At 62.1% G+C, this 21,985-nt stretch carries 20 protein-coding genes; 15 read left to right on the plus strand and 5 right to left on the minus strand.

What is annotated here, in order from left to right; genetic code table 11:
• Positions 1-10: 10 nt before the first annotated feature.
• The 10 genes from tssH to HKK54_RS23950 all read left to right on the plus strand — a co-directional run bounded on the left by tssH (position 11) and on the right by HKK54_RS23950 (position 13,195).
• Entirely contained in the window at positions 11-2,575 is a 2,565-nt protein-coding gene (gene tssH / locus HKK54_RS23905) for a type VI secretion system ATPase TssH (protein ID WP_169388049.1), read from the plus strand.
• Positions 2,575-4,107, plus strand: a complete 1,533-nt coding sequence (locus HKK54_RS23910; protein WP_169388050.1) for a sigma-54 interaction domain-containing protein — start codon at positions 2,575-2,577, stop codon at positions 4,105-4,107. Before tssH ends, HKK54_RS23910 begins: the two co-directional genes overlap by 1 nt.
• A gap of 68 nt (positions 4,108-4,175) precedes the next feature.
• Complete coding sequence (locus HKK54_RS23915; protein ID WP_010173304.1) at positions 4,176-4,307, plus strand: hypothetical protein; 132 nt, start codon at positions 4,176-4,178, stop codon at positions 4,305-4,307.
• Positions 4,308-4,325: 18 nt separating this feature from the next.
• Positions 4,326-5,507 carry a type VI secretion system-associated FHA domain protein TagH gene (gene tagH / locus HKK54_RS23920; protein ID WP_169388051.1) on the plus strand — a complete coding sequence of 394 codons (1,182 nt, stop codon included), beginning with the start codon at positions 4,326-4,328 and terminating at the stop codon, positions 5,505-5,507.
• Positions 5,508-5,512: 5 nt separating this feature from the next.
• Positions 5,513-5,995, plus strand: a complete 483-nt coding sequence (gene tssJ, locus HKK54_RS23925; RefSeq protein ID WP_010173302.1) for a type VI secretion system lipoprotein TssJ — start codon at positions 5,513-5,515, stop codon at positions 5,993-5,995.
• Position 5,996: 1 nt separating this feature from the next.
• Positions 5,997-7,325, plus strand: coding sequence for a type VI secretion system baseplate subunit TssK (gene tssK / locus HKK54_RS23930; protein WP_169388052.1), 1,329 nt, complete (start codon positions 5,997-5,999; stop codon positions 7,323-7,325).
• Positions 7,326-7,329: 4 nt separating this feature from the next.
• Positions 7,330-8,190: a type IVB secretion system protein IcmH/DotU gene (gene icmH, locus HKK54_RS23935; protein ID WP_169388053.1), complete on the plus strand. Its 861-nt coding sequence runs from the start codon at positions 7,330-7,332 to the stop codon at positions 8,188-8,190.
• 15 nt (positions 8,191-8,205) lie between these two features.
• On the plus strand, positions 8,206-11,595 hold the full coding sequence (tssM, locus tag HKK54_RS23940; RefSeq protein ID WP_169388054.1) for a type VI secretion system membrane subunit TssM: 3,390 nt from the start codon (positions 8,206-8,208) through the stop codon (positions 11,593-11,595).
• Positions 11,592-12,320: a PP2C family protein-serine/threonine phosphatase gene (locus HKK54_RS23945; protein ID WP_169388055.1), complete on the plus strand. Its 729-nt coding sequence runs from the start codon at positions 11,592-11,594 to the stop codon at positions 12,318-12,320. Before tssM ends, HKK54_RS23945 begins: the two co-directional genes overlap by 4 nt.
• Entirely contained in the window at positions 12,317-13,195 is an 879-nt protein-coding gene (locus HKK54_RS23950; protein ID WP_169388056.1) for a serine/threonine-protein kinase, read from the plus strand. The genes HKK54_RS23945 and HKK54_RS23950 overlap by 4 nt, the downstream gene beginning before the upstream one ends.
• Here HKK54_RS23950 and HKK54_RS23955 read toward each other — a convergent pair.
• Together HKK54_RS23955 and HKK54_RS23960 are read right to left on the minus strand one after the other, a co-directional pair.
• Positions 13,192-13,521 carry a DUF6388 family protein gene (locus HKK54_RS23955; protein WP_010173290.1) on the minus strand — a complete coding sequence of 110 codons (330 nt, stop codon included), beginning with the start codon at positions 13,519-13,521 and terminating at the stop codon, positions 13,192-13,194. The two genes, HKK54_RS23950 and HKK54_RS23955, sit on opposite strands and share 4 nt — an antisense overlap.
• A gap of 24 nt (positions 13,522-13,545) precedes the next feature.
• On the minus strand, positions 13,546-14,862 hold the full coding sequence (locus HKK54_RS23960; RefSeq protein ID WP_169388057.1) for a serine hydrolase domain-containing protein: 1,317 nt from the start codon (positions 14,860-14,862) through the stop codon (positions 13,546-13,548).
• A gap of 233 nt (positions 14,863-15,095) precedes the next feature.
• On the opposite strand from HKK54_RS23960, the gene HKK54_RS23965 reads away from it, so the two are divergent.
• Positions 15,096-17,189, plus strand: a complete 2,094-nt coding sequence (locus HKK54_RS23965) for a PTS sugar transporter subunit IIC/EAL domain-containing protein (protein WP_169388058.1) — start codon at positions 15,096-15,098, stop codon at positions 17,187-17,189.
• Here the strand turns inward: HKK54_RS23965 and HKK54_RS23970 are convergent.
• Positions 17,167-18,033, minus strand: coding sequence for a LysR family transcriptional regulator (locus tag HKK54_RS23970; RefSeq protein WP_169388059.1), 867 nt, complete (start codon positions 18,031-18,033; stop codon positions 17,167-17,169). The two genes, HKK54_RS23965 and HKK54_RS23970, sit on opposite strands and share 23 nt — an antisense overlap.
• A gap of 92 nt (positions 18,034-18,125) precedes the next feature.
• Here HKK54_RS23970 and HKK54_RS23975 point away from each other — a divergent pair, with 92 nt between their 5' ends.
• The gene (locus HKK54_RS23975; RefSeq protein WP_010173282.1) at positions 18,126-18,680 is read left to right on the plus strand and encodes a DUF4865 family protein; all 555 of its coding nucleotides are present in this window, start codon (positions 18,126-18,128) and stop codon (positions 18,678-18,680) included.
• 40 nt (positions 18,681-18,720) lie between these two features.
• Here HKK54_RS23975 and HKK54_RS23980 read toward each other — a convergent pair whose 3' ends face one another.
• On the minus strand, positions 18,721-19,449 hold the full coding sequence (locus tag HKK54_RS23980; RefSeq protein ID WP_169388060.1) for a CbtA family protein: 729 nt from the start codon (positions 19,447-19,449) through the stop codon (positions 18,721-18,723).
• A 15-nt stretch (positions 19,450-19,464) separates the two neighbouring features.
• Positions 19,465-19,677 carry a CbtB domain-containing protein gene (locus HKK54_RS23985; protein WP_169388061.1) on the minus strand — a complete coding sequence of 71 codons (213 nt, stop codon included), beginning with the start codon at positions 19,675-19,677 and terminating at the stop codon, positions 19,465-19,467.
• 198 nt (positions 19,678-19,875) lie between these two features.
• On the opposite strand from HKK54_RS23985, the gene HKK54_RS23990 reads away from it, so the two are divergent.
• The 3 genes from HKK54_RS23990 to HKK54_RS24000 are packed head-to-tail and all read left to right on the plus strand — an operon-like array spanning position 19,876 to position 21,985.
• A complete protein-coding gene (locus tag HKK54_RS23990) occupies positions 19,876-20,439 on the plus strand; it encodes a histidine phosphatase family protein (RefSeq protein WP_169388062.1) in 564 nt (187 codons plus the stop codon).
• Between the two features lie 58 nt (positions 20,440-20,497).
• Positions 20,498-21,253 (plus strand): precorrin-6A synthase (deacetylating), encoded by a 756-nt coding sequence (gene cobF / locus HKK54_RS23995; protein WP_010173273.1) that lies wholly within the window; start codon positions 20,498-20,500, stop codon positions 21,251-21,253.
• Between the two features lie 12 nt (positions 21,254-21,265).
• The gene (locus HKK54_RS24000) at positions 21,266-21,985 is read left to right on the plus strand and encodes an alpha/beta hydrolase (RefSeq protein WP_169388063.1); all 720 of its coding nucleotides are present in this window, start codon (positions 21,266-21,268) and stop codon (positions 21,983-21,985) included.

The raw sequence follows: 21,985 nt of genomic DNA on the forward strand, positions 1-21,985 counted from the left end.
ACGGATGAATATGATGAATGTGGATCTGCAACAACTTATCCAGGCATTGACGGCGCCCACACGGCGCGATCTGGAACGCTGCGCCGAACGATGTGTGACCCGCGGTGGCGGCGAGGTCTTGGTGGAAGACCTGCTGTTGACCCTCCTGGAGCATCCCGAGGGCCTGTTGAAGCGTGCGCTGCAGGACGCGGGCGTGGATGCCGGCGAACTGCACGCCGTGCTGCAACCAAGGATCGACCAGAGCGCCTCCCGAAATCCGGTGTTTTCACCTGCGTTGGTGCAATGGTTGCAGCAAGCAGTGCTGGTTGCCCGCCTGGAGTTGGGCCGAAGCGAAGTGGAGCACGGTGCCTTGTTGCTGGCGTTGTTACGCAACCCGTTGCAGCACGCGGGCAGCCGATACCAGGTGGTGTTGAGCAAGCTTGATGTGCAGCGTGTGCTCGGTTTTGTCTTGAGTGAAAGCCCGCAGACACCTTCACCTGAAGGCGGGCATTCATTGCTGGAGCGTTTTACCCATGACCTGACTCGCCAGGCTCGGGACGGAAAACTCGACCCGGTACTTTGTCGCGATAACGAAATCCGGCAAATGATCGATACCCTCGCGCGGCGGCGCAAGAACAACCCCATCCTCGTAGGCGAAGCGGGTGTGGGGAAAACCGCGATAGTCGAGGGCCTGGCTCTGCAGATCGTGAGTGGGCAAGTGCCAGAGGTGCTCAGGAACGTGCGTCTGCTCACGTTGGACATGGGCTTGCTGCAAGCCGGCGCCAGTATCAAGGGCGAGTTCGAGCGACGCTTGAAAGGCTTGATCGACGAGGTCGGTGCCTCTTTGCAACCGATCGTCCTGTTTATCGACGAAGCCCATACCCTGGTGGGCGCAGGCGGCCAGCCGGGCGGTTCCGATGCTGCCAACCTGCTCAAGCCGGCGCTGGCCCGTGGCGAGTTACGCACCATCGCCGCCACGACCTGGTCGGAGTACAAGAAATACTTCGAGAAAGACCCTGCGTTGGCGCGGCGTTTCCAACCGGTACTCGTGCGCGAGCCGATGATTGAGGATGCGGTGACGATTTTGCGTGGGCTGGCCCCGGTATATGAGGCCAGTCACGGCGTTTACGTGCGCGATGATGCCGTGGTCGCCGCCGCGCAGTTGAGTGCCCGTTACCTGACGGGCCGCCAGTTGCCGGACAAGGCTGTGGACGTATTGGACACCGCTTGTGCCCGGGTGCGTATCAGCCTGGTGACGGCACCGGACGAACTGCAACGTCTGCGCGCCGAGCTGGCCGAAGGCACGCGTCAGCAGGCCGCCGTGCGCCGGGATGCCGACGCAGGATTGACCATCGATGAACCGGCGTTGCAGCAACTCACACGGCGACTGGAAGAAGTAAAGGTCGCACAGTTACAGCTTGAACAACGCTGGGCCTGCCAGCGCGACCTGGCCGAGAAGGTGCTCTCGCTGCGCCAGCAACTGGCCGAATCCCGCGGCAGAGGCGAACGGATTGAGGCCCTTGAACAGAGCCTCGCTGAAAACCGGCAAGCGTTGCAGGCTGCGCAGCACGGGCAACGATTGGTCAGCTTCGAAGTGTGCCCGCGGTTGGTGGCACAGGTGATCAGTGCCTGGACCGGTATCCCGCAGGAACAGCTTGCCCGTGAACACAGTGCGAAGGTCCTGAACGTTGCCGAGGATCTGCATGGCCGCATTCTCGGGCAGGCGTACGCGGTGCAGGTCCTGGATCGTTGCCTGCGCGCTGTCGCGGCCGGCGTGAACAGGCCTGATGCGCCGGTAGGTGTATTCCTGCTGGTGGGCCCCAGCGGCGTGGGCAAGACAGAAACTGCACACGTTCTGGCCGACCTGTTGTATGGCGGCGAGCGTTTTGTCACCACGATCAATATGTCGGAGTACCAGGAGAAACATTCCTTGTCCCGGTTGATCGGTGCACCGCCGGGTTACGTCGGCTACGGGGAGGGTGGGGTACTGACTGAGGCCGTGCGACAGAAGCCCTATTCCGTTGTGCTGCTCGATGAGGTCGAGAAGGCCGACCCGGATGTGTTGAACCTGTTTTATCAGGTGTTCGACAAAGGGGCGGCCAATGACGGCGAAGGGCGTGAAATCGATTTTCGCAACACGCTGATCCTGATGACTTCCAACCTGGGCAGCGAACGTATTACCGAGCTGTGCACCGACGGGCAACGACCGGATATCGAGGTGCTGCATACCGCAATCCGGCCGGCCCTGAATGCTCATTTCAAACCGGCATTGTTGGCTCGTATGCGTGTAGTCCCGTATTACCCGGTTGCGGGCGCAGTGCTGCATCAGTTGGTTGAAACCAAGCTTCAACGCCTGGGGCATCGATTGCTTCAACGCAAGCTGACATTCAGTCACACGGAGGCGTTGGTCACCCACATGGCCGAGCGCTGCAGCCACAGTGAGAGTGGCGCGAGGTTTGTCGATCAATGGATCGAGGCGAACCTGTTGCCACAGGTGGTGGACCGACTGCTGGAGGCGATGGCCGCTGGCAAGTCCCTGGAGTTTGCCCACGCCAGGCTGGATCCCAACGGCACTGTTGTCTGTGAGTTCAGCTGATGACGGACGACCTGTTTACCCACCTGCCAGGCCCGCTGGATTACGCTGCTGCCTTGCTGGGGTGTTTCGCCCGGTTAGGTATCGTTGGCGACGAATCGACATTGGCCGAGGATTTTGCGGCAGCCGTCGCGCAGTTAAGTGCGTGCGAACTCAGCCAGTTGTACCTGCTGGATCAGGCCACCGGCCGCCTCGATCTGGCTGCCCAGTATTTTCCGGAACGGCCACCACCCGGTGACGGTGCGAACCCGGCAACGGACTTCAAGAACGAGCAACTGTTGCAGTACGTTCTGGGACAGAACCGCGTACTCAACCTCATTGAGCTGGACAACAGTGTGTATGACACGGGGTTTCTGCCGGCCGCCACATTGCCTTGGCAATCCCTGTTGTGCGTGCCATTGCCGGGGCATGGCAAACAGGTGTCCGGGGTGTTGTTGTGCGCCAGTCAGCGAGCGATGGAGCTGGCTGGCTACGGTGCCTCCCTCGGGCAATTGGGGTGCTTTGTCGTGAACCAGTTGGCCATGTTGCGGCGAATGCGCCGGGGCAGCGGCGCTTTGAAGGTGGTGCGCAGTACCCCTGTCGCCAGCGCCTACGGCTTGATCGGTAACAGCACGGCGATGGACGAAACGTGTCGCTTGATTGGCAAGGTGGTGCACAGCCCCTACACCGTTTTGTTGCGGGGAGAGACCGGCACTGGAAAAGAGGTGGTCGCACGGGCCATTCATGCTGCCGGGCCGCGCAGCAACAAGGCATTTGTGGTGCAAAACTGCGCCGCGTTTCCCGAAGGCTTGCTGGAGAGCGAGTTGTTCGGCTACCGCAAGGGTGCTTTCACGGGGGCTGAAAGAGATTACGCCGGTCTGTTTGACACCGCCCACGGCGGCACGCTGCTACTCGACGAAATCGGTGACATGCCGCTGTCACTGCAGGCCAAGTTACTGCGGGTGCTGCAGGAAGGCGAGATCCGGCCGTTGGGCGCCAATACGGCCCACAAGGTCGATGTACGGATCCTCGCGGCGACCCACCGGGACCTCACTGGCATGGTGGCTGAGGGCAGCTTTCGCGAGGATCTTTATTACCGCTTGGCGCAGTTCCCTATCGAGTTGCCGGCGCTGCGCCAGCGAGACGGTGGCGTGCTGCAACTGGCCCGGCATTTCGCCGATAAGGCCTGCGCGATGCTGGGTCGGGCGCCGGTAGGCTGGTCGAGTGCGGCCCTGGACCAACTGTCCAGCCACAGCTTCCCCGGCAATGTTCGCGAGCTTAAATGCATGGTGGAGCGAGCAGTGCTGCTTTGTGATGACGACGTCATCCTGCCCACGCATTTGTCGCTGTCGTCCGGCCTCGCTGCGCCAGCGGTTGACGCGACGTTTCGCCAGCGGATGGAGCGGGTCGAGCGCGTTGTTTTGATCGACTGCCTGCGCAAGAACCGCGGCAATCGCACCCGCACTGCCCGTGAGCTGGGTCTCGCGCGGCGCACGCTGCTTTACCGCCTTGCACGCCTGGACATTCCCTTTGGCGACGCCAGGGGAGAGTGCTGAATGGTGCCCCCTTCAAATCCTGCAATGGCCCGCCTGAAAGCGGGACCCACCCCAATGGGAGATACCTCATGGCTGTTTGTCAGTGGCAAGCCCTGGTGCTTGTGTTGTTTGTGCTGGGTGGCTGTAACACCAATCACGTCTTTGACGACGGTGACTACCGCCCGCTGGGTGACCCGCAGCCCATCAGTCGTGGCCGTTGAGCGCAGGGGAGTCCAGCCATGCAACTAGTGTTTGAGGTGTGTCCTGTGGGGCAAGCAGGCTCAGCGCCGGCCCTGCGCAAAACCTTTGACCGTGTTGGCGGTGTCATAGGCCGGGGAGCCAGTTGTGACTGGACGCTTCCTGACCCCAGCCGCCAGGTTTCCAGCCGTCACGCGGTGGTTAGCTATCGTGACGGCCGGTACTTTCTGACGGACGTCAGCAGTAATGGAACCCGCCTGGCAGGCAGCGGTGAGCGTTTGCAGGAGGGACTGGAACGACCAATAGACGACGGCACGGTCTTTCAATTAGGGCCGCTGAATATCCGCGCATGGCTGGTCAGTCCGGCGACGGCGTCAGGCCAGGACGGATTGCACACGCTGATACCCGATGATGCATTTCTTGACCTGGATCCGGTGCGGGCACTGGCCTGCGAACGGCAGCGGGAAGACGAGTCGCAGGAGTTGGCCGCTCTGGTCATGACGTCCCATGAGGCATTGCAGTGGACAGATCATGCAGCCGCGGACAGGGATCATCTGACGGTTCCTGAACTTTTGGAGCCGGGGCACAACGCTGCCATGAGCGTGGAGGCGCCGCAGCCAAGCCAGGGTTCAGAGCCATTTTGGTCGGCGTTTGCGCAGGCACTTGGAATCGATCTGGACACCCTGGATGGGCCGGGAAGAGAGGTGCTGGCGATCAAGGCGGCCGGGTTGCTCAGGCAAATGACTGAAGGGTTGCAACAGAACCTGGGCACCCGCAACGAACTCAAGCATGAGCTGAAACTGGCACCCACCCACACGGCGCTCCAAAGTCCCAATCCTTTCAGAGACAGCTCTGACGCCAGTGAGGCCTTGGGGTTGCTGCTGGGCACCGGGCAGTTGGGGCAGGTGCCGGCCGAGAGGGTGGTCATGCGCGCCTACCGCGACATGCAGGCTCACCAGGTGGCTTTACTGGTGGCCTGCCGCGCAGCCGTGCGCGGGGCTCTGGCGGCCTTTGCACCGGGGCATCTGCTCCTGTGCTTCGAGCGTCAGGCGAAGCCTGCGCTGATTCCCCGGAGTAGCACCCACTGGCGGGCGTATCAACGCCATTACCAGGCGCTGATCGAGGACGAACATCTCAGTGAGCGCCTGCTGGGCAGTGACTTCAGCAAGGCCTACGAGGAGCAGATTCGTCTGATCTCAACCCTTCACCGTTATCCAGGATGATCGTCATGTCCCGAGTCACCGCTGCATTGTTGTGCGCCGTAATCGGCTTGTTGGGGGGGTGTTCTCTGTCGCCCTTTTCGAAGTTGACCAAGCTGGACCTGACACTGACGGCCAGCGAGCGGGTCAACCCGGATATCCATGGCCGGCCATCGCCGATCGTGGTGCGGCTGATGGAGCTTCGACACCCAGTGGCTTTCGAACATGCGGACTTTTTCAGCCTTTACGGCCATGGAGCGCAGGCGCTGCCCAAAGACCTGGTGAACCTCGAAGAGCTCGAGTTGCGCCCCGGCGATCACACCACCCTCAAACTCAGTCTGGAGCCGGGCAGTCGCTATGTCGGCGTGCTGGCGGCTTACCGTGATTTGCCCCACGCGCAATGGCGCTATGTGTTGCCGGTGACGGTGCAGCAATTGACGCGCGCCGAGCTGGTGCTTGATCAAACCGGTATTCGGTCAGCGAGCCCACACTCGGCCAGGGCGGGGGACTGACATGCACAGTCAAAAAGTCATCTGGCAGGAAGGCATGTTGCTGCGCCCTCAGCATTTTCAGCAAAACGATCGGTATCACGATCAGCAACTCAAGCGTCGCACCCAGTTGTTGTGCCGCCATGCCTGGGGTTTCCTGGCCCTGGACATCGATGTGCAGTACCTCAATATGGGCAAGATCGTTGTCAGCCAGGCCAGTGGCGTATTGCCGGATGGCAGCCTGTTCGAGCTGGGCGGGGCCATGGAGTCACTGGTGCTGGAGGTGCCGGCAAATACCGGAAAACAGGCGGTGTACCTGGCGTTGCCGCTGACCACGAGTAATTGTGTGGAAGCCCGTCTACCCGAACAGCTCGACGTAGTGGCGCGCTACAAGACCCTTGCGGTAGACGTCAGTGACTCCAACGCCGGGGAAGACTCTCGCCGTCAGGTCAATTGCGGGCAGCTGGATTTTCGCCTGCTGCTGGGGGAGCAGCACAGCGACCAACATTACGTGAAACTCAAGGTTGCGCAGGTGCTCAGTTGCACCGAGGAGGGCATCCGCCTGGATGCCGATTTTATTCCGACCTTCATTCACCTGCAGGGCTCCGGGTACCTGTTGTCTTGCCTCAAGGAGGTGATCAGCCTGCTCGCTTACCGGGGAGACGCCATCGCCGGGCGGATTCGCGCCAACGGCTCTGCCGCCGGCGCGGAGGTCGGTGACTTCCTGATGTTGCAATTGATTAATCGCACCGAACTGGTTTTGCGTCACTACCTGAGCCTGAGCCAGGTCAGCCCTGAAACGTTGTATCGAACACTGCTGTCGGTCCTGGGTGAGCTGGCGACGTTTGCCAGCGACAGCAAGCGTGCGCACTTCGAGGGGCATTACCGGCACAGTGATCAGGGCGCCAGTTTTCGTGGGTTGATGGAGCCGATTCGCAGCCTGTTGTCGAGGGTGCTTGAACAGCATGCCGTTGAGCTTGGGCTGCAACCTCGCCAGTACGGGGTATTGGTGTGCCCGGTAAGCGACCTCAACCTGTTGGGCTCGGCGACTTTCATTCTGACCGCCAGTGCACATTGTGACGCCGAGGAACTGCGCCACCGGCTTCCGGCGCACCTCAAGGTTGGCCCTGTGGAGCGGATTCGCGAGCTGGTCAACCTGCATTTGGCGGGCATCAAGGTCAAACCGCTGCCGGTGGCTCCCCGGCAGATCCCGTTCCATGCCGAAAAAAACTATTTCTTGCTTGAACTCGATGCCCGCGACATCGAGCAGTTGAAGCATTCGGGAGGGTTTGCCTTCCACGTCAGCGGCGAATTTGCCGAACTGGAACTGAAATTCTGGGCCATCAGGAACTGAGACCATGGACAGGGAATACCCGCAGGATGAAAAAACCGTACTGCTCGATCGACAGGGGCGCGGCCCGGCGCAAGGGCCGATAACCGACTTCGCTTCGCCGCCCCGTTTCGAACACCTGGAAGACCGGATGATTTACGCCGCCCGATTGCAGGGCGCGGAGCACTTCAACGTTGGCCTGAATGGTTTGGTAGCGTCTGCCTGGGAGTTGTTGTCCGAGGTGGTGAAGCTCAAGCGCAGCAACGCCGAGGAAAGCCTGCGGGCACTCAACGAACGGTTGTCATCCGCGGTCACGCTTTTCGAGACCAGGGCTCGACATGACGGAGCGCAGGGCAGCGAGGTCATGGCGGCGCGGTATGTGCTGTGCAGTGTGATCGACGAGGCTGTGGTCACTACCTCATGGGGCAGCCAGAGCGATTGGTCGAAGATGAGCCTGCTGAGCAGCTTTCACAACGAAACCTTTGGCGGCGAGAAGTTTTTCCAACTGCTTGAGCGGATGTCGAGAGACCCCGTCAAGCACCTGGCGATGCTGGAGCTGATGTACCTGTGCCTGTCACTCGGCTTTGAGGGCAAGTACCGGGTGATGGAGCGTGGGTTGTTGCAGCTTGAACAGGTTCGGGACGCGCTCTATCGGCAGATCCGGCATGTACGGGGCGACTCGCCTCCTGCATGCGCGCCGCCGCCCAGGACGGGGCAGCCACGTCAGAGGCGGCTGAGGGTGGTGCCTGCCACCTGGGTCGCTGTGGGTGTCGTGGCCTGCCTGTTGACCCTGTATTCGGGGTTTGCCTGGGTGCTCGGCCAGCAGCGCGAGACGGCGCTGCAACCGTATCAACTATTGGCGCCGGATATTACCCGGACGCCCCTCTAACGCAGGGAGCAACTCATGAACGCATTCTTCCGGAACGCGGGCACCGTGCTGGGCAGGATTTGGGTCTGGAGCCTGTTGCTGGTGCTCGCGGTCGCGATGATCGTGTGGTTCTTCGGGCCATTGCTGGCGGTCGATGATTATCGATTCTGGCAAACGGCAGCGGCGCGCCTGCTGACGATCAGCGCGCTGTTTTTGCTATGGGGCCTGGGGGTGGTGTATGCCAATTGGCGCAGCACGGCCCGGCAAGGAACCGTCGACAATGTTGAACTGCGCCCGCGTAAAGGGCTGGTCGAGAGCGAGCAGCGGCATCTGCGCGGTCTTTTCAACGACGCGCTGTACACCCTGAAAAACTCGAGCATTTACGGCGAGCACAGCCCGCGTTGGCGCAATGCGTTGCCGTGGTACCTGCTGATCGGCAAGGAAGGCAGCGGCAAATCCCGAATGTTGGCCGCCAGTGGATTGCAATTGCTCCCGGATCGGGGCGGGTCGATGGCGACGACAGACGTCGGTGGCACCGGTTACGGTGAGTGGCATTTCACCGAAGACGGGGTGTTGCTCGACACTGCTGGCCGCTACCTCACCCAGCCCGACGGCAGTGTGGATGGCGCAGGCTGGTCGACCCTGCTGGGCCTGCTCAAGGCGCGTCGCCGAACGCGCCCGCTGAATGGCGTGGTGGTGGCGCTGTCCATGGACACACTGCTCCATGGCAGCGAGCGTGATCTGGAGAAGGAGGCGCGGGCGGTCCAAAGTCGGCTGCAGGAAATCCGGCACACGTTGCATGTGGATTTGCCGATCTATCTGGTGGTGACCCAGGCCGACCGTCTGCCGGGGTTTGCGGAGTTCTTCGAGCATCCACTGGGGGAGGGCAGTGACGCGGTGCTCGGCGAATATATCGTCCCGGGCAAAGCCGGTATTGAAAATGGCCAAGTCCGCCAGGCGTTCGAAGCGCTGCTGCGGCGTTTGAGCGGTGAGCTTGTACAGCGTCTGCACCAGGAGCGTAACAGCGACCTGCGTGGCCGGATGCTCGATTTCCCTCATCAGGCGGCCCGGATTGGTGAGCGTCTCAGCCTGTATATCGAAGTGGCCTTTTGCGGCCCGCGTTATCAGCGCACCAACGGATTTCGTGGCTTCTACTTCACCAGTGCGGGCGGTAGCCCACACGCGCTGGAACCTCGGCCGCGTTTTATCCAGGGCCTGTTCAGCCGGGTGATTCTGGCTGAAGCGGATCTGGCGGGCCTCGACAGCCTGGAGCGGCGTCGGATTCGCTGGCGCCAGGGGCTGATGGCGCTGAGTGCGTTAGTGGTTGTCGGGACGGCGGGACTGCTTTGGACCCACAGTTACGCTTTCAATCATCAACGTCTGGAGCAACTGCAGGGTCTGGTGCACCCACCCACGACCGCGCCGCCCGGCCTGGACGCTACCCTGGCACTCTTGCCTCTGCTGGACAGCCGCCTGGCGGCCACACAGGTTTTCCCTGCCCAGGGTGAGGCCAGGCTGGCTGAGCGGATGGGTTTGTACCAGGGCAATATCACCCGCCCGGTACTGGAACAGGCCTATGAGCAGGCGTTGGGTCAGTCACTGCTGTCTCAGGTCAGCGAGATGCTGCAAGAGCAGGTTCGGGGCAGCCTGGACGATCGTGAGCGGTTGGTGGACAACCTTCGTGCGTACCTGATGCTCAACCTGCGAGAACGCCGGGATGTCGGCTGGCTGCGTGAGCGGGTGGCGGGGCATTGGTCGGTACGGTTTGCCGGCGAGCCCTCTGTGCAAAGTCGTTTGAATGGGCACTTCGCCCGCTTGCTTGAACAGCCCTTCGTGCAACCGCTCGATGATGAACTGGTGGCCCATGCACGGCACGTGTTGCGGGGCGAGTCACTGGTCGATGTGGTGTACCGCGTGCTGCGGGAACAAGCTCGCGACCTTGAACCTTTGCGCCTTGCCCACGGGCGGGTATTTGACGGCGGCGACCGTCCCATTCCGGGGTTTTATACCCGCAAGTACTTGCGGCATTTCGAAGAGCAGGGCGCGCGACTGGTGAACGCCATTGTTCAGGACAACTGGGTACTGGGAGAGGGCGCCGACCTGAGCGTCATGGACTTGCAACGGTTGATGGTGGAACTCGAACAGCGCTACTTCAGTGAGTATGCGGATGCCTGGGGCGAGGCGCTTGGGCAGATTAGCCTGCGTGAAACTGACAGTTCCCGGCAAGGTGCCGAGCAGCTCGCCAGTTTGACGTCGGCCCAGTCACCGTTGTTGCAGTTGTTGCAACAGGTGCGTGACAACACGCGCTTACCGTCGGCCAGTGAGCGGCTGGACGAGCTGGCTGCCAAACTGCCGGGCGCTGTGGCAGAGCGGGTACAGACCGCTGCCGGGCTGGCCAATACGTTACCCGATACCGCCCGGCGTGCCATGCAACGCCGCTTCGAGCCCTTGCACCAATTGCTGGACAGCCAGCAAAACCCGGGCACCGAGTTGACCGGGATGCTGCAGGCACTCAACGACTTGCACCTGCAGTTGGCGGCCTTGAATCGCGAAGGTTCGCCGGAGCAGGTCGCCTTCGAGATGGTCAAGCGGCGGATCCAGGGGCAGCAGGATGCCCTGGGTAACCTGCGTAACGTCGCCGCACGTTTGCCGTTGCCGCTGGCGGGCTGGTTCGAAAGCCTGGCCGACGAACATTGGCGACGTCTGCTCGACCAGGCCTATCGCCATGTGAACCAGCGTTATCAGAGCGAGGTGTATGGGTTTTACGCCAAGGCGATCAAGCAGCGTTTTCCGTTCGATGCCCATGCCAGCAGCGACGTTTCCCTCAACGATTTTCAGGAGTTCTTCAAGCCGGAAGGGGTGATGGCGCGGTTTTTCGACAGCTACCTGAGGCCGTTTGTCAGCGGTGAGGCAGGGCGCTACAGGCTGCGTAGCCTGGATGGGCGCAGCTTGCCGATGTCACGGGTATTGCTCGACCAGCAAGCGAAGGTGCAGGTGATCAGGCGCGGTTTTTTTGCGGATGAGCCGGGTGACTTGCAGGTTCGTTTCACACTGGCGCCCTACAGCCTGGACTCGTCGGTGAGCCGCGCGGTGTTGCGTTTCGGTGATCAGCAGATGGAGTACCGACACGGGCCGATTGTACCCATGGCGATGCAATGGCCAACCGAGGTTGAAAATGGTCGCAGCAGCCTGGTGCTGGAGCGGGCCAGTGAGCGGGCGTTGGGCCTCGAAAAAAATACCGGGGCCTGGTCCCTGTTCCGTCTGTTCGACCTGATGCAGAGTGAACCCTCCAGCGGGCAGGATGTGCTGGTCCTCAAGGCGGACCTTGCGGGCTTGCGCGCCAACTACCTGCTGACCAGCCGACGTACGCCCAATCCGTTTCAGATGGCGCAGTGGCGTACTTTCCGCCTGCCGGAGCAGTTGTGAGCCGGCCTCTCGACCGCTGGCACAGCGCAGGCCGAACGGACCGTGGAAAGGTCCGGCTGCGCAATGAGGATGCCTTTCTCGATTGCCCACGGAACGGGTGCTGGGCCGTCGCGGACGGGATGGGCGGGCATCAGGCGGGGGATATTGCCAGCCAGATGGTGGTCGATAGCCTGGCGTCGTTGCCAGGCCAGGGCAGCCTGGACGAACGTGTCGAGGCAACCCGCCGTTGCCTGCAATGGCTCAACCGGCGGCTGGGCGAGGAGTTAACCTTGGCCGGCCAGGGCGCCGACTGCATCATGGGCAGCACGGTAGTGGCGTTGCTGCTTCAGGGCGACCGCGCCGCGTGTGTCTGGGCGGGTGACAGCCGTTGCTACCTGTGGCGCGGGCAGACGTTGTACCAGCTGTCGCGGGATCATTCGCTCTTCGAGCAGTTGGTTGATCAGCGAGTGAGCCTGGAACAGGCCAGGGCTCATCCTGATGCACGGGCCTTGACCCGGGCCATCGGCTCGCGGGCTCCTCTGAATCCGCAGGTATTGGAACTCGGGACCATGGCGGGGGATGTTTTTCTGCTGTGCAGTGATGGCCTGTACCAGGCGCTTAGCCATTACGAGTTGGGCCAGGCATTGAGCCTGGGAAGCCCGCAGCAGGCGCTGGACCAACTGTTCGCCGGTGTATTACGGGGGGCCGCCGCTGACAACCTGACCGCTGTGGTGGTGCAGTCGTGAGCGACGTGACCCACTTTGCCTTTGCCGGGGCACAGGCAACCCCGCCGCGTGACGGCACACCCGAATTGCTGGCCGGGCGCTACCTTATCGAACGTGTGCTGGGGGCTGGCGGCATGGGGGTGGTCTATCGCGCACGGGACCTGCTGCACGAAGAGTTTGGCGAGCCGCGCTCCAGTGTGGCGATCAAGGTGCTGGGTGAAGCCATCCGCGAGTCTGCAGATGCCCATGTGCTGCTTTACAGCGAGTTCGCCCTGACCCGTAGCCTGCGGCATGAGCAAGTGGTGCGTGTGTTTTCGTTTGAAGTGGACGCTCCCTGCCAGATCGCCTTCTTCACTATGGAGTTGCTCCAGGGCATGACCCTGGATCGGTTGCTGCTGGAGTGTCCTGGTGGCTTGCCCTGGCGAGAGCTGCAAAGCATCGCTGTGCAGTTACTGGATGCGCTGCGCCATAGCCATCAGCACGGCGTACTGCACGGGGATGTGAAGCCCGGCAATATCATGGTGGGCGATGGCGGCTTGCGTTTGTTTGATTTCGGCCTGGGCCAGGCTTGCGGGCAGGCTTCAACGGGGTCGCCCGGCTTGAGTCGCAGTCGTTTCAACGCCTGGACGCCCGCATACGCCGCGCCGGAGTTGCTGGCCGGCGGAGCGTTGTCGGCCAGTGCCGACCTGTATGCCGCGGCGTGTGTGCTGTATGAGTTGGCACACGGCCGACGCCAGCCCGCTGAACGTCCGCCCCGGCCCCGGCAATTACCCCGCCGTTGCTGGCCGGCATTACGCACGGCGTTGGCGGTCGACCCCGAACGCCGGGCCATCACCCTTGATGAGTTACACGAGGTGCTTGGCGATACCCGCGAGGGACTGAGCCGCTGGTTCTAGCCGGGCAGGTCATGCAGTTGGCAATATTCCGTCCAACTCAGGCCTGCCATTTGCGCCACTTCCTTGTGCACCTCAAGGCGCTGGGCCTCGAACTCCGCAGGGGAGTGCGCCGTCAGTTTCAGCGTCAGCTCCCACGCAAACAAGCCTTGCTGCTCGGCTTCAGCCTCAAACGCTTCATGCAGGCGCTCGGCGCGGTACTGCTCGATGGTTTCCCCCTTGGCCTGGGCCGCCAGGGGGTTCAACGTATTCAGTTCTGCGGCCAGGGCCGGGTGCTCGTTCAGGAATCGGTCCAGGGCTAGCTGGTGGTTTTCGCCGGGTTGGGACAAAGGTTTACTCCAGGATAAGAGAGGTCAGTCTGGTTGGGTCATCAAAAAAGCCGCCATGGCCGCATAGGCCGGCAAGGTCACCCCGTCATTGGCCGCATTGCCCGCCACAGGATGTGATGCGTAGCGAACAATCACCATTTCAGCCTTGGGGTCAATGTAGATGCTCTGGCCATGTACCCCACGGGCCATGAAGGCACCGTCCGGATTGTGTGTCACCCACCACATGTTGCGATAGCTCCAGCCCTTCAATTGAGCGTAGCCGGCTTGGGCGAACGCCTGCTTGTCGCCGCCCTGGCGAATATCCTTCACCACGCTTTCGGGCACGATTTGCTGGCCATTGAAGCGCCCGCCATTGCGCAGCATCTCGGCAAACCGGGCGAGGTCCCGCAGCCCGGTGTTCAGGCCGCCACCGGCAAACGGTGTGCCGATGGAGTCGACGGTGAAGTAGGCGTCCTGTTCGGCGCCGAGCCGGCTCCAGATGCGTTCGCTGAGCAGTTGCGCCACGTTGCGGCCGGTCGCGCGGGCGATCACCCAGCCCAGCACGTCGGTATTGACGGTCTTGTAGCCGAAGGCGCGGCCATGTTCGCCACGTTGTTTCACGGTTTGCAGGAATTCGTAGTAGCTGCGCGGCCCGGTGTAATCCTTGGGTTTGGGCAGCGGGTTGCCGGCCTGGGCGTGGGCCCAGACTTCGGCGTTGGGGTCGGCGTAATCTTCGCTGTAGTCCAGGGCAGTGGTCATGTCCAACACCTGGCGCAGGGTGGCGCTGCCAAACGCGGAATGTCCCAGTTCGGGCACGTAGTCGACGATGTTTTTTTGTGGATCAAGGGTGCCATCGGCCACCAGCATTGCGCCCAGGGTGCCGATCACCGATTTGGTGACTGACATGGCCGCGTGTTGGCCGTCGTCCTTGAGCACCCCGAAGTAGCGCTCATACACCACCGTGCCGCGATGCATCACCACGATGCCATCGGTGTAGGTGGCGTCCAGGGTCTGGCGCCACGTCAGTGGCTGGGCGGCACCGACGGGCTGTACGGGCAGTGCGTCGAGCCCGGGGTCGAGTTTGCGCGGCAACGCCAGCGGCGCCCCCAGCCCTCGGGAGACATTCACCGTGGGCATCAATTGGCGAAAGTGGGCGACACTCCAGCGCATGGCCGGGAAGCGGAAATAGCTGCCGTCTTCAAAGCGCAGGGTGCGGTCTGCCGGCGGTGGTGCGCCGACCATCCATTGCAGCCGGGCCGGGTCGCTGGCCTGGGCATCCGGGAAGGTCGGGGTGGCGGCGCCGGCCAACGGGCTGATCAGGCCGAGCAGCGCGCAGGCCATGAGGGGAGAGAATCGCAGCATCAGTCGAGTCCGTTCGAAGAAAGCGTCGTTTTTTACGACAATCAATGCGCCGAAGGATGGGCCAACCCGAGGCAATCGACAAGCAGCAGGCCCATACGGCGATTCTGAATAATTGCCCCTGGGGAGGCAAAAACCTTTCGCTCGCGGTGTCAGGACGTGTAGCGTTACCCCGTGATCAGGCTACAGCCAGGTGTTATTTTTCGACCCTGGCACCAGCGACCGAGGGACAGGTGATGGCGCAAACGCTGTTCAAGCTTTTCTTCACCCAGCGGCTGGCAGCCTTGGCCAGCACCGAGTCGTTGCGGGCCATACGCGAGGGGCTGTTGTGGATCCTGCCATGCCTGCTGGTATCGGCGGGTTTCCTGATCCTGTCCGAATGCGCCCGGGTGCTGGGTTTCGACCCGCAGGTGGTGGCCTTCCTGGCGGGCCTTCACAACAAGATCAGTTCGGTGATCCCGTTGCTGGTGGCCGCTTCCATCGGTTACATGCTCGCGATTCAATACCGCCTGCCGCAGTTGCCGGTAGCGTTCCTCTGCCTGGCCCATGTAGTGATCGCCACGTTTGTGTTGCGGGATTTCCCTCGCGCCTCCGCGACCTTTGTGTTGTTTATCGCGATTGCCTCGCCGCTGCTCAATGTGCCGGTTATCGCCTGGCTGCACCGGCGGCGCTGGACCCGGTTGGTCAACGAAGACCTGGTGGGCCACAACCTCAAGGGCACCATCAATATGGTGGTGCCGGGGGCGATTACGGCGCTCGGGCTGGTGATCGTGCTGTCCTTGCTGTTGCAGATTCCCCAGGTGGCGCAACTTCAGGGCCCGCAGGTGCTTGACGCATTGCAGTCGCCCTATGGCACCGGCTTGTTTGTGACCCTGATGAATTCGCTGCTGTGGTTTTTTGGCATCCATGGCGTCTACGCCATGCAGCCGTTGTTTGATGTGTTGGACCAAGCCGTGGCGCTCAACAATGCGGCGATGGCGGCGGGTGAACCGATCAAATATGTGTTGAACGGCGGCTTGCTGGGCAGCTTCGCGTTTATCGGTGGCTCCGGCGGTGCGTTGAGCCTGCTGCTGGCGATCCTGGTGTTTTCCAGGAGCCAGTCCATGCGATTGGTGGCGATAGCCAGCCTGCCGCTGTCGTTGTTCAATGTCAGTGAAGTGCTGTTGTTTGGCCTGCCGATTATCCTCAACCCACGCCTGTTCATTCCCTTCCTGCTGGTGCCGGCGTTCAACGCGATGCTGGCGATCACGGTGGTGCAACTGGGCTGGGTGTCGCCGGCGGTGGTCAGTGTGCCGTTTACTGCGCCGGTGTTGCTCAACGCTTACCTGAGTACCCATGGCGACCTGGCGGCGGTCGTGCTGCAGGTGTTGTTGCTGGGGGTTGGCACGCTGATTTACGCGCCCTATGTGCGGGCGATTCATCGTCAGGCCACGGAAGGTGGCACGGTGTATTTGAAGTCGCTGGACATGACCTTTCGCGGCCTGGAAGAAAAAGGCCGCTTGCTGGAACTGGACCCGGTGATGGCCTCCCATAAGGCCCAGGCGCGCCGGGTCAGCGAGTTGAGCCATATCCAGCAGATCTGCGACTATGAGTTTTACCTCGAATTCCAGCCGCAGGTTTCGACCCGGACCGGGCTCTGCACCGGTTGCGAGGCGTTGATGCGTGCCCGGGATGCCGAGGGTACGGTGCATTCGCCCTGGGAATTCCTGCAATGGCTGGCCCACGCCAGGCTGATGCCCGACGTGGATGTGTGGGTGGCGTCCCAGGCGGTGCGCCAGTACCAGAAGTGGCAGAAGGTCGGCTTCGGGTTGCCGATGACGATCAATATTTCCAGCGCCACCCTCACCACTCCGGCTTACGGTGACCGGCTGGTGGAGATACTGGCCCAGGCCCACGGTCAGGTGTCGGTGGAAATCACCGAGGATGCGTTGGTGGGGGATATCCAGGGCACGCGGCAGATGATCGAGAAGCTGCAGGCGATTGGCGCCAAGGTGTACATCGATGACTTCGGCACCGGGTTTTCGGCGTTGAGCTATCTGCACCAGTTTCCGGTGGATTTCATCAAGATCGACCGCAGTTTTGTGGTGGCCCAGCATGATCCAAAGGGCGCCCAGGTGTTGACCGGGATGTTGCGGTTTTGTGAGGCGCTGAACCTCGGCGTGGTGGTCGAAGGTGTGGAAACGGCCGAGCAGTTGGCGTTTTTGCAGTCGGGCTCGGAGTTGATCATCCAGGGCTGGTATTTCAGCAAGGCGTTGCCGGGGGATGAACTGGAGCAGTTCGTGCGCGGGCGGTACACCCAGATGCAGTCTAGCGCTCCAGAACCCCTCTGAAGGTTGCACTCAAGGCCCGCAATGTCTCGCGGGAGCGGCCATCACTGATCCGGCTGTGCAGCACGATTTCACTGACGGGCAATGCCGGTAATCCATACTGTTCACTCACCTCCACAGCGCCCGCCGGCGCCACCCGCCGGGCCAGCGCCGCCACACCCAGGCCGGCGCTGACTGCTGCCCCCACGGCCATGACCCCACCGCCGACAAACACTTCGGTCCAGTCAATGCGCGCCTCATCCAGTGCTCGTACTGCCAGGTGCCGCACGCCGCAGGGCGAGGCCATGGTTGCCATGCGCAACGGTGTGCCCGGCGTGTGCTGCCAGGTGGGGGCGGCAAACCAGCCAAAACGTTCCACCACCAACACTTCAGCGTCCTGGCGATCGCCTTCGTTGCGCACGATCACGGCGTCCAGTTCGTTGCGGTCAAACGCCGTGACCAGGTCCCGGGAGGAGGCAATCCGCACCTCCAGAATCACCAGCGGGTCATACGCCGCCAGGCGGCTGAGCCACAGCGGCAGGTCCGGCCCGGCCACATGGTCGCTGATGCCGATCACCAGCCGTCGCGGTGCACCGTTGCCCATGTCGCCCAAGGCGCGCTCATGCGCATTGAGCAGCGCACGGGCGGCCACGATGAACTGCTCGCCCTGGGGCGACAGCTTCACGTGCCGGGGCGTACGCACCAACAGGCGGTAACCGAGGCGGTCTTCCAGGCGCTTGAGCTTGAGGCTGATGGCTGCCTGTGAGGTGTCCAGGGCCTGGGCCGCGCGGGTGAAGCTGGCGAAATCGGCCACCAGTACAAAGGCGTGCACCGTGTCGATATCCAGGGGCTTGAGTGCGTCGGTCATTTCAAATCCTTATCACACTTATATCTGGTGATATCTTGATGAAATCATGGCTGGTGCGCAAGCTGGCCACTCATCTGAACAGGAGCGCCATGATGTTTGCCAAACAGTATTCACACCGCTTGCCAGCCGATTACGACATGGGTGTCATCCGTGAGCGGGCCGCCCGCCTGGGGCCGTTGTGGGATCACGCCGAGGGTTTGCTGTTCAAGGCGTTTATCGCCCAGACTCGGGGGCAGGGGCCGGGCGTGGGCAACCTGTATTCGTCGGTCTATCTCTGGTCAGACCCGTTGCAGGCCGCGGACTTTCTGCTCGGCGAGCGTTTTCAGAAAGTCCTCGACAGTTTTGGCCAGCCACACATTGAGTCCTGGCTGCCGCTGGATGTGCAGCGTGGGCCGGCGCACAACGCCTTGAGTCTGTATCGGGAGGAATGGGCGCTGGCGCCGGGGGCGGACCGTGGGCAAGTCCTGGCCGCCGAAAAGGCCCGCAATCAGCAGATCGCAGACAGCGGCGATAACTTCGCGGTGTTCCTCGCGCTCGATGTACAGGCGTGGAAACTGGTGCGGATCACCTTGTCGGGCAAGGCGCTGGATGTGAGCCATCCGGGCAGTGGCTACGAGGTGTTTTACCTGGCACGGCCAGGGGTGTGATTGCCGGTAGCCGCCGATCCGTCGGCGGCTACCGGTGCCATCAGGAGTTGAGACGCGCCTGAGGCTGGCTCAACTTGCGCTCGGCCACGGCGCCGAACACCAGGCCCAGGGTGGTCCACAGCACCAGTTGAATCCCCAGGGAGGCCACGCGGAATTTCCACAGCAACACCGCCGAGAACTGCTCCGGCACTTCATTGATGGTCGGGAACACACTGCCGGCCACCGACACGATCACGACGTACAGCGCCACACCCAGAATGGCGCCGGCCCACACGCCACGGCTGGCAATCAGCTTGCGTGCGGCGTTGATCGCAATCACGGCGGCCGCCACCGACACCAGCAGCATCAGGAAGAACAGTTTGGTACGTTGCGCAATGGTCGCCGGGTCGCCCACCGACGGCGGGTTGGCCGGGTACTTCAGCCCCGGCGCCACGATGATCGTCACAAACGCCGCCAACGCCAGCAGCGCCGCCAGGCCACGGGGGCCAACCCGGCCAATGCGGCCAAGGGAGTAGGCGAACACCAGGGCGAAAATGCCGCCCAGGGAGACGCTGTACACCACCACACCGGTGAACAGGCCGAAGGTGCTTTGTACGTCGCGACTCACCAGCTCTTCTTCCGGCGCGTCGCCGTGCATCTGTGCCATCTGATCTTCGAAGGCGATGGCCTTGTCGATCTGCGGTTCACCAAAGGTCTTGGCGAAACCAAACGCCAGGATCCCGGCCAGCAAGCCCACCAGCATCCCGCGAACGAGTAAATGCCCTGTCATGTCGTCACGCTCCAATCAATGGCAGGGGAAACCCAGCAGGTGACGACCGTCATGCACAAACTCATGCACGTACATGCCTTTGAACACGGCGGTTGCGCCTTGCTCGGCGCCAACGAAGTAAATCGCCAGCAACAGCAGCAGGCCGCCGAAGATCGCCCAGGGCAGGATTTCGCCCAGGGGAATGGACGGGATGGAAACGTCGGAATCAGTTGCAGCGGTATAAGCCATGAAAACCTCCAGGGATGACGCGTCCCGAAATGGATAGCGAGTTGGCTGAAACAGGGTCTGGCTTACGGCTATCAGGCCGAATACAGTGGCGCGACCGCGCCGGCATTGAACCGGCTTCCTGTTGCAGAATTTTTGAAACATATTGAAACAACTTCGCAAGTCTACGCTGACTGCACCTTAAAACCAGAGCGATTTGTCATGCAGGCTACCCGTTTGACCCTTATTGCCCACGCCAGCACCCGCGCCCAGAAACGGGCACGCTTTGCGCTGGATGAGTCGGTGGAGATGGACTGGCAGCAGGCGCCGTTGTCCCTCGCGCAGCGCTTCAAGCGTGCGCCCCAGGTGCTGTGTGGACCGGAGGCGCGAACCCGGCAGACGGCGACGCTGTTTGCCGCCGATGCGTCGGTTGAAACAGCCTTGCGCGATTGCGATTTCGGCCGCTGGCAAGGGCTTGCCATTGATGAAGTCCAGCAGGCCGAACCCGAGGCGCTGCAGGCCTGGTTAACCGACAGCACCTCGGCGCCCCACGGCGGCGAATCAGTGGCGCAGCTGTGTGAACGGGTAGGGCAGTGGTTGCAGTCCCTTGAGCAAACGCCGGGGCATGTGCTGGCCGTGACCCATCCGTTTGTCATCCGCGCAGCGCTGTTGCACGTGATGCAATGCCCGCCGTCGCAGTTCAACCTGATCGACGTCGAGCCGCTGTCATCCACCGAGTTGCGTTTCAACGGCCGTTGGCGCCTGCGCCTGGAAACTCACGCCTGACGCCCCGAACATGGCAAAATCCGCTCCCCGCACCGAGAACACCCATGAAGACTTTCCCATGAAACGCATCCTGATCATCGGCATTGGCGCCGGCAACCCCGACTACATCACGATGCAGGCGGTCAAGGCGCTCAACCGCACCGACGTGTTTTTCCTGATGGACAAGGGCCAGAGCAAGGACAAGCTGATCGACCTGCGCCGGGAAATCTGCGAGACCTACATCACCGATCATGCCTACCGCTTTGTCGAGGCCGATTGCCCCGAGCGGGTGCGCGGTGATATCGACTACACCACCGCCGTCAAGGACCTGAACCGCGACAAGCAGCAGACCTTCGAGCGGATGATCAATGAAGAAATGGCTGACGGCGAAGTCGGCGCCTTCCTGGCCTGGGGCGACCCGGCGCTGTACGACAGCACCATCCGTATCCTGCAGGCGATTCTGGCCAGTGGCAGTTGTGTGTTCGAGTTTGAGGTGATCCCCGGGATTACCAGCGTCCAGGCCCTGGCAGCGCAGCACAAAGTGCCGTTGAACCGCATCGGCCGCTCCATCGAAATCACCACCGGGCGCCGGTTGGCGGCGGGGCAGGCGAGTGATGCCGACACCCTGGTTGTCATGCTGGATGCCGAAGATTCCTACCGCACCGTGGCCGACCAGGACCTGGATATCTACTGGGGCGCCTACCTGGGCACCCCGGACGAAATCCTGATCAGCGGCAAAGTGGCCGAGGTGGCCGAAGAAATCGAACGGGTGCGCAAGGCGGCGCGCCAGGCCAATGGCTGGATCATGGATACTTATTTGTTGCGCAAACCCTGAAGGTTGATGCCCATGCTCAAACTGATCGCCCTCACCTTGGCGCTGTTTACCAGCGCTGCCCATGCCGAAGCTGAATTGCACACGGACTTGCCGCTGCCGTATCTGGAGCAGACCCAAAGCGATGCGCGCAACGAGCCGCTGGTGATCTTCCTGCATGGTTATGGCAGTGACGAGGCGGACTTGTTCGGGCTCAAGGACCGCTTGCCGTCGACCTGGACCTACCTGTCTGCGCGGGCACCGATGCCGGTAGAGGGCGGTGGTTATCGCTGGTTTCGCAAGAAGCCGGGCGATGGCGATTTTGATGGCGAGACCGCCGATTTGCAGAGCAGCGCCAAGCTGATCGAAGACTTCGTCGCCCAGGCCACCACCAAGTACCACACCCAACCTGAGCGGGTGTTTCTGGTGGGCTTCAGCCAGGGGGCGATCATGTCCTACGAGGTGGGGCTGCGGCATCCCGAAAACCTGCGCGGGATTGCGGCGTTGAGTGGCAGCGTGTTGCCGGTGCTCAAGGCAGAGCTAAAGCCGGACGAGCGACTGGGCAAACTGGCGATTTTCATCGGCCACGGAACCCTGGACCAGGCGCTGCCTTACTACTCGGCTACGCGGGCCAATGAGGCGTTGCGGGGGATTGGCCTCACGCCGGAATTCCACGGCTACCCGGGAATGATTCATACCGTCGGTGAGGCGGAATTGCTGGACTTGAAGCAGTGGCTGGAAAACAGCCTGCGCTGA

Origin of the sequence: Pseudomonas sp. ADAK13 (genome assembly GCF_012935715.1) — a bacterium.
Taxonomy (GTDB): domain Bacteria; phylum Pseudomonadota; class Gammaproteobacteria; order Pseudomonadales; family Pseudomonadaceae; genus Aquipseudomonas.

Coding starts and splice junctions, on each gene's coding strand:
- HKK54_RS23970 (WP_169388059.1), bottom strand. CDS start 18,033: ATGACCGACGCACTCAAGCCCCTGGATATCGACACGGTGCACGCCTTT.
- tssJ (WP_010173302.1), top strand. CDS start 5,513: ATGTCCCGAGTCACCGCTGCATTGTTGTGCGCCGTAATCGGCTTGTTG.
- HKK54_RS23915 (WP_010173304.1), top strand. CDS start 4,176: ATGGCTGTTTGTCAGTGGCAAGCCCTGGTGCTTGTGTTGTTTGTGCTG.
- HKK54_RS23990 (WP_169388062.1), top strand. CDS start 19,876: ATGCAGGCTACCCGTTTGACCCTTATTGCCCACGCCAGCACCCGCGCC.
- HKK54_RS24000 (WP_169388063.1), top strand. CDS start 21,266: ATGCTCAAACTGATCGCCCTCACCTTGGCGCTGTTTACCAGCGCTGCC.
- HKK54_RS23980 (WP_169388060.1), bottom strand. CDS start 19,449: ATGACAGGGCATTTACTCGTTCGCGGGATGCTGGTGGGCTTGCTGGCC.
- icmH (WP_169388053.1), top strand. CDS start 7,330: ATGGACAGGGAATACCCGCAGGATGAAAAAACCGTACTGCTCGATCGA.
- HKK54_RS23910 (WP_169388050.1), top strand. CDS start 2,575: ATGACGGACGACCTGTTTACCCACCTGCCAGGCCCGCTGGATTACGCT.
- tssH (WP_169388049.1), top strand. CDS start 11: ATGATGAATGTGGATCTGCAACAACTTATCCAGGCATTGACGGCGCCC.
- cobF (WP_010173273.1), top strand. CDS start 20,498: ATGAAACGCATCCTGATCATCGGCATTGGCGCCGGCAACCCCGACTAC.
- tssM (WP_169388054.1), top strand. CDS start 8,206: ATGAACGCATTCTTCCGGAACGCGGGCACCGTGCTGGGCAGGATTTGG.
- HKK54_RS23975 (WP_010173282.1), top strand. CDS start 18,126: ATGTTTGCCAAACAGTATTCACACCGCTTGCCAGCCGATTACGACATG.
- HKK54_RS23985 (WP_169388061.1), bottom strand. CDS start 19,677: ATGGCTTATACCGCTGCAACTGATTCCGACGTTTCCATCCCGTCCATT.
- HKK54_RS23960 (WP_169388057.1), bottom strand. CDS start 14,862: ATGCTGCGATTCTCTCCCCTCATGGCCTGCGCGCTGCTCGGCCTGATC.
- tssK (WP_169388052.1), top strand. CDS start 5,997: ATGCACAGTCAAAAAGTCATCTGGCAGGAAGGCATGTTGCTGCGCCCT.
- tagH (WP_169388051.1), top strand. CDS start 4,326: ATGCAACTAGTGTTTGAGGTGTGTCCTGTGGGGCAAGCAGGCTCAGCG.
- HKK54_RS23965 (WP_169388058.1), top strand. CDS start 15,096: ATGGCGCAAACGCTGTTCAAGCTTTTCTTCACCCAGCGGCTGGCAGCC.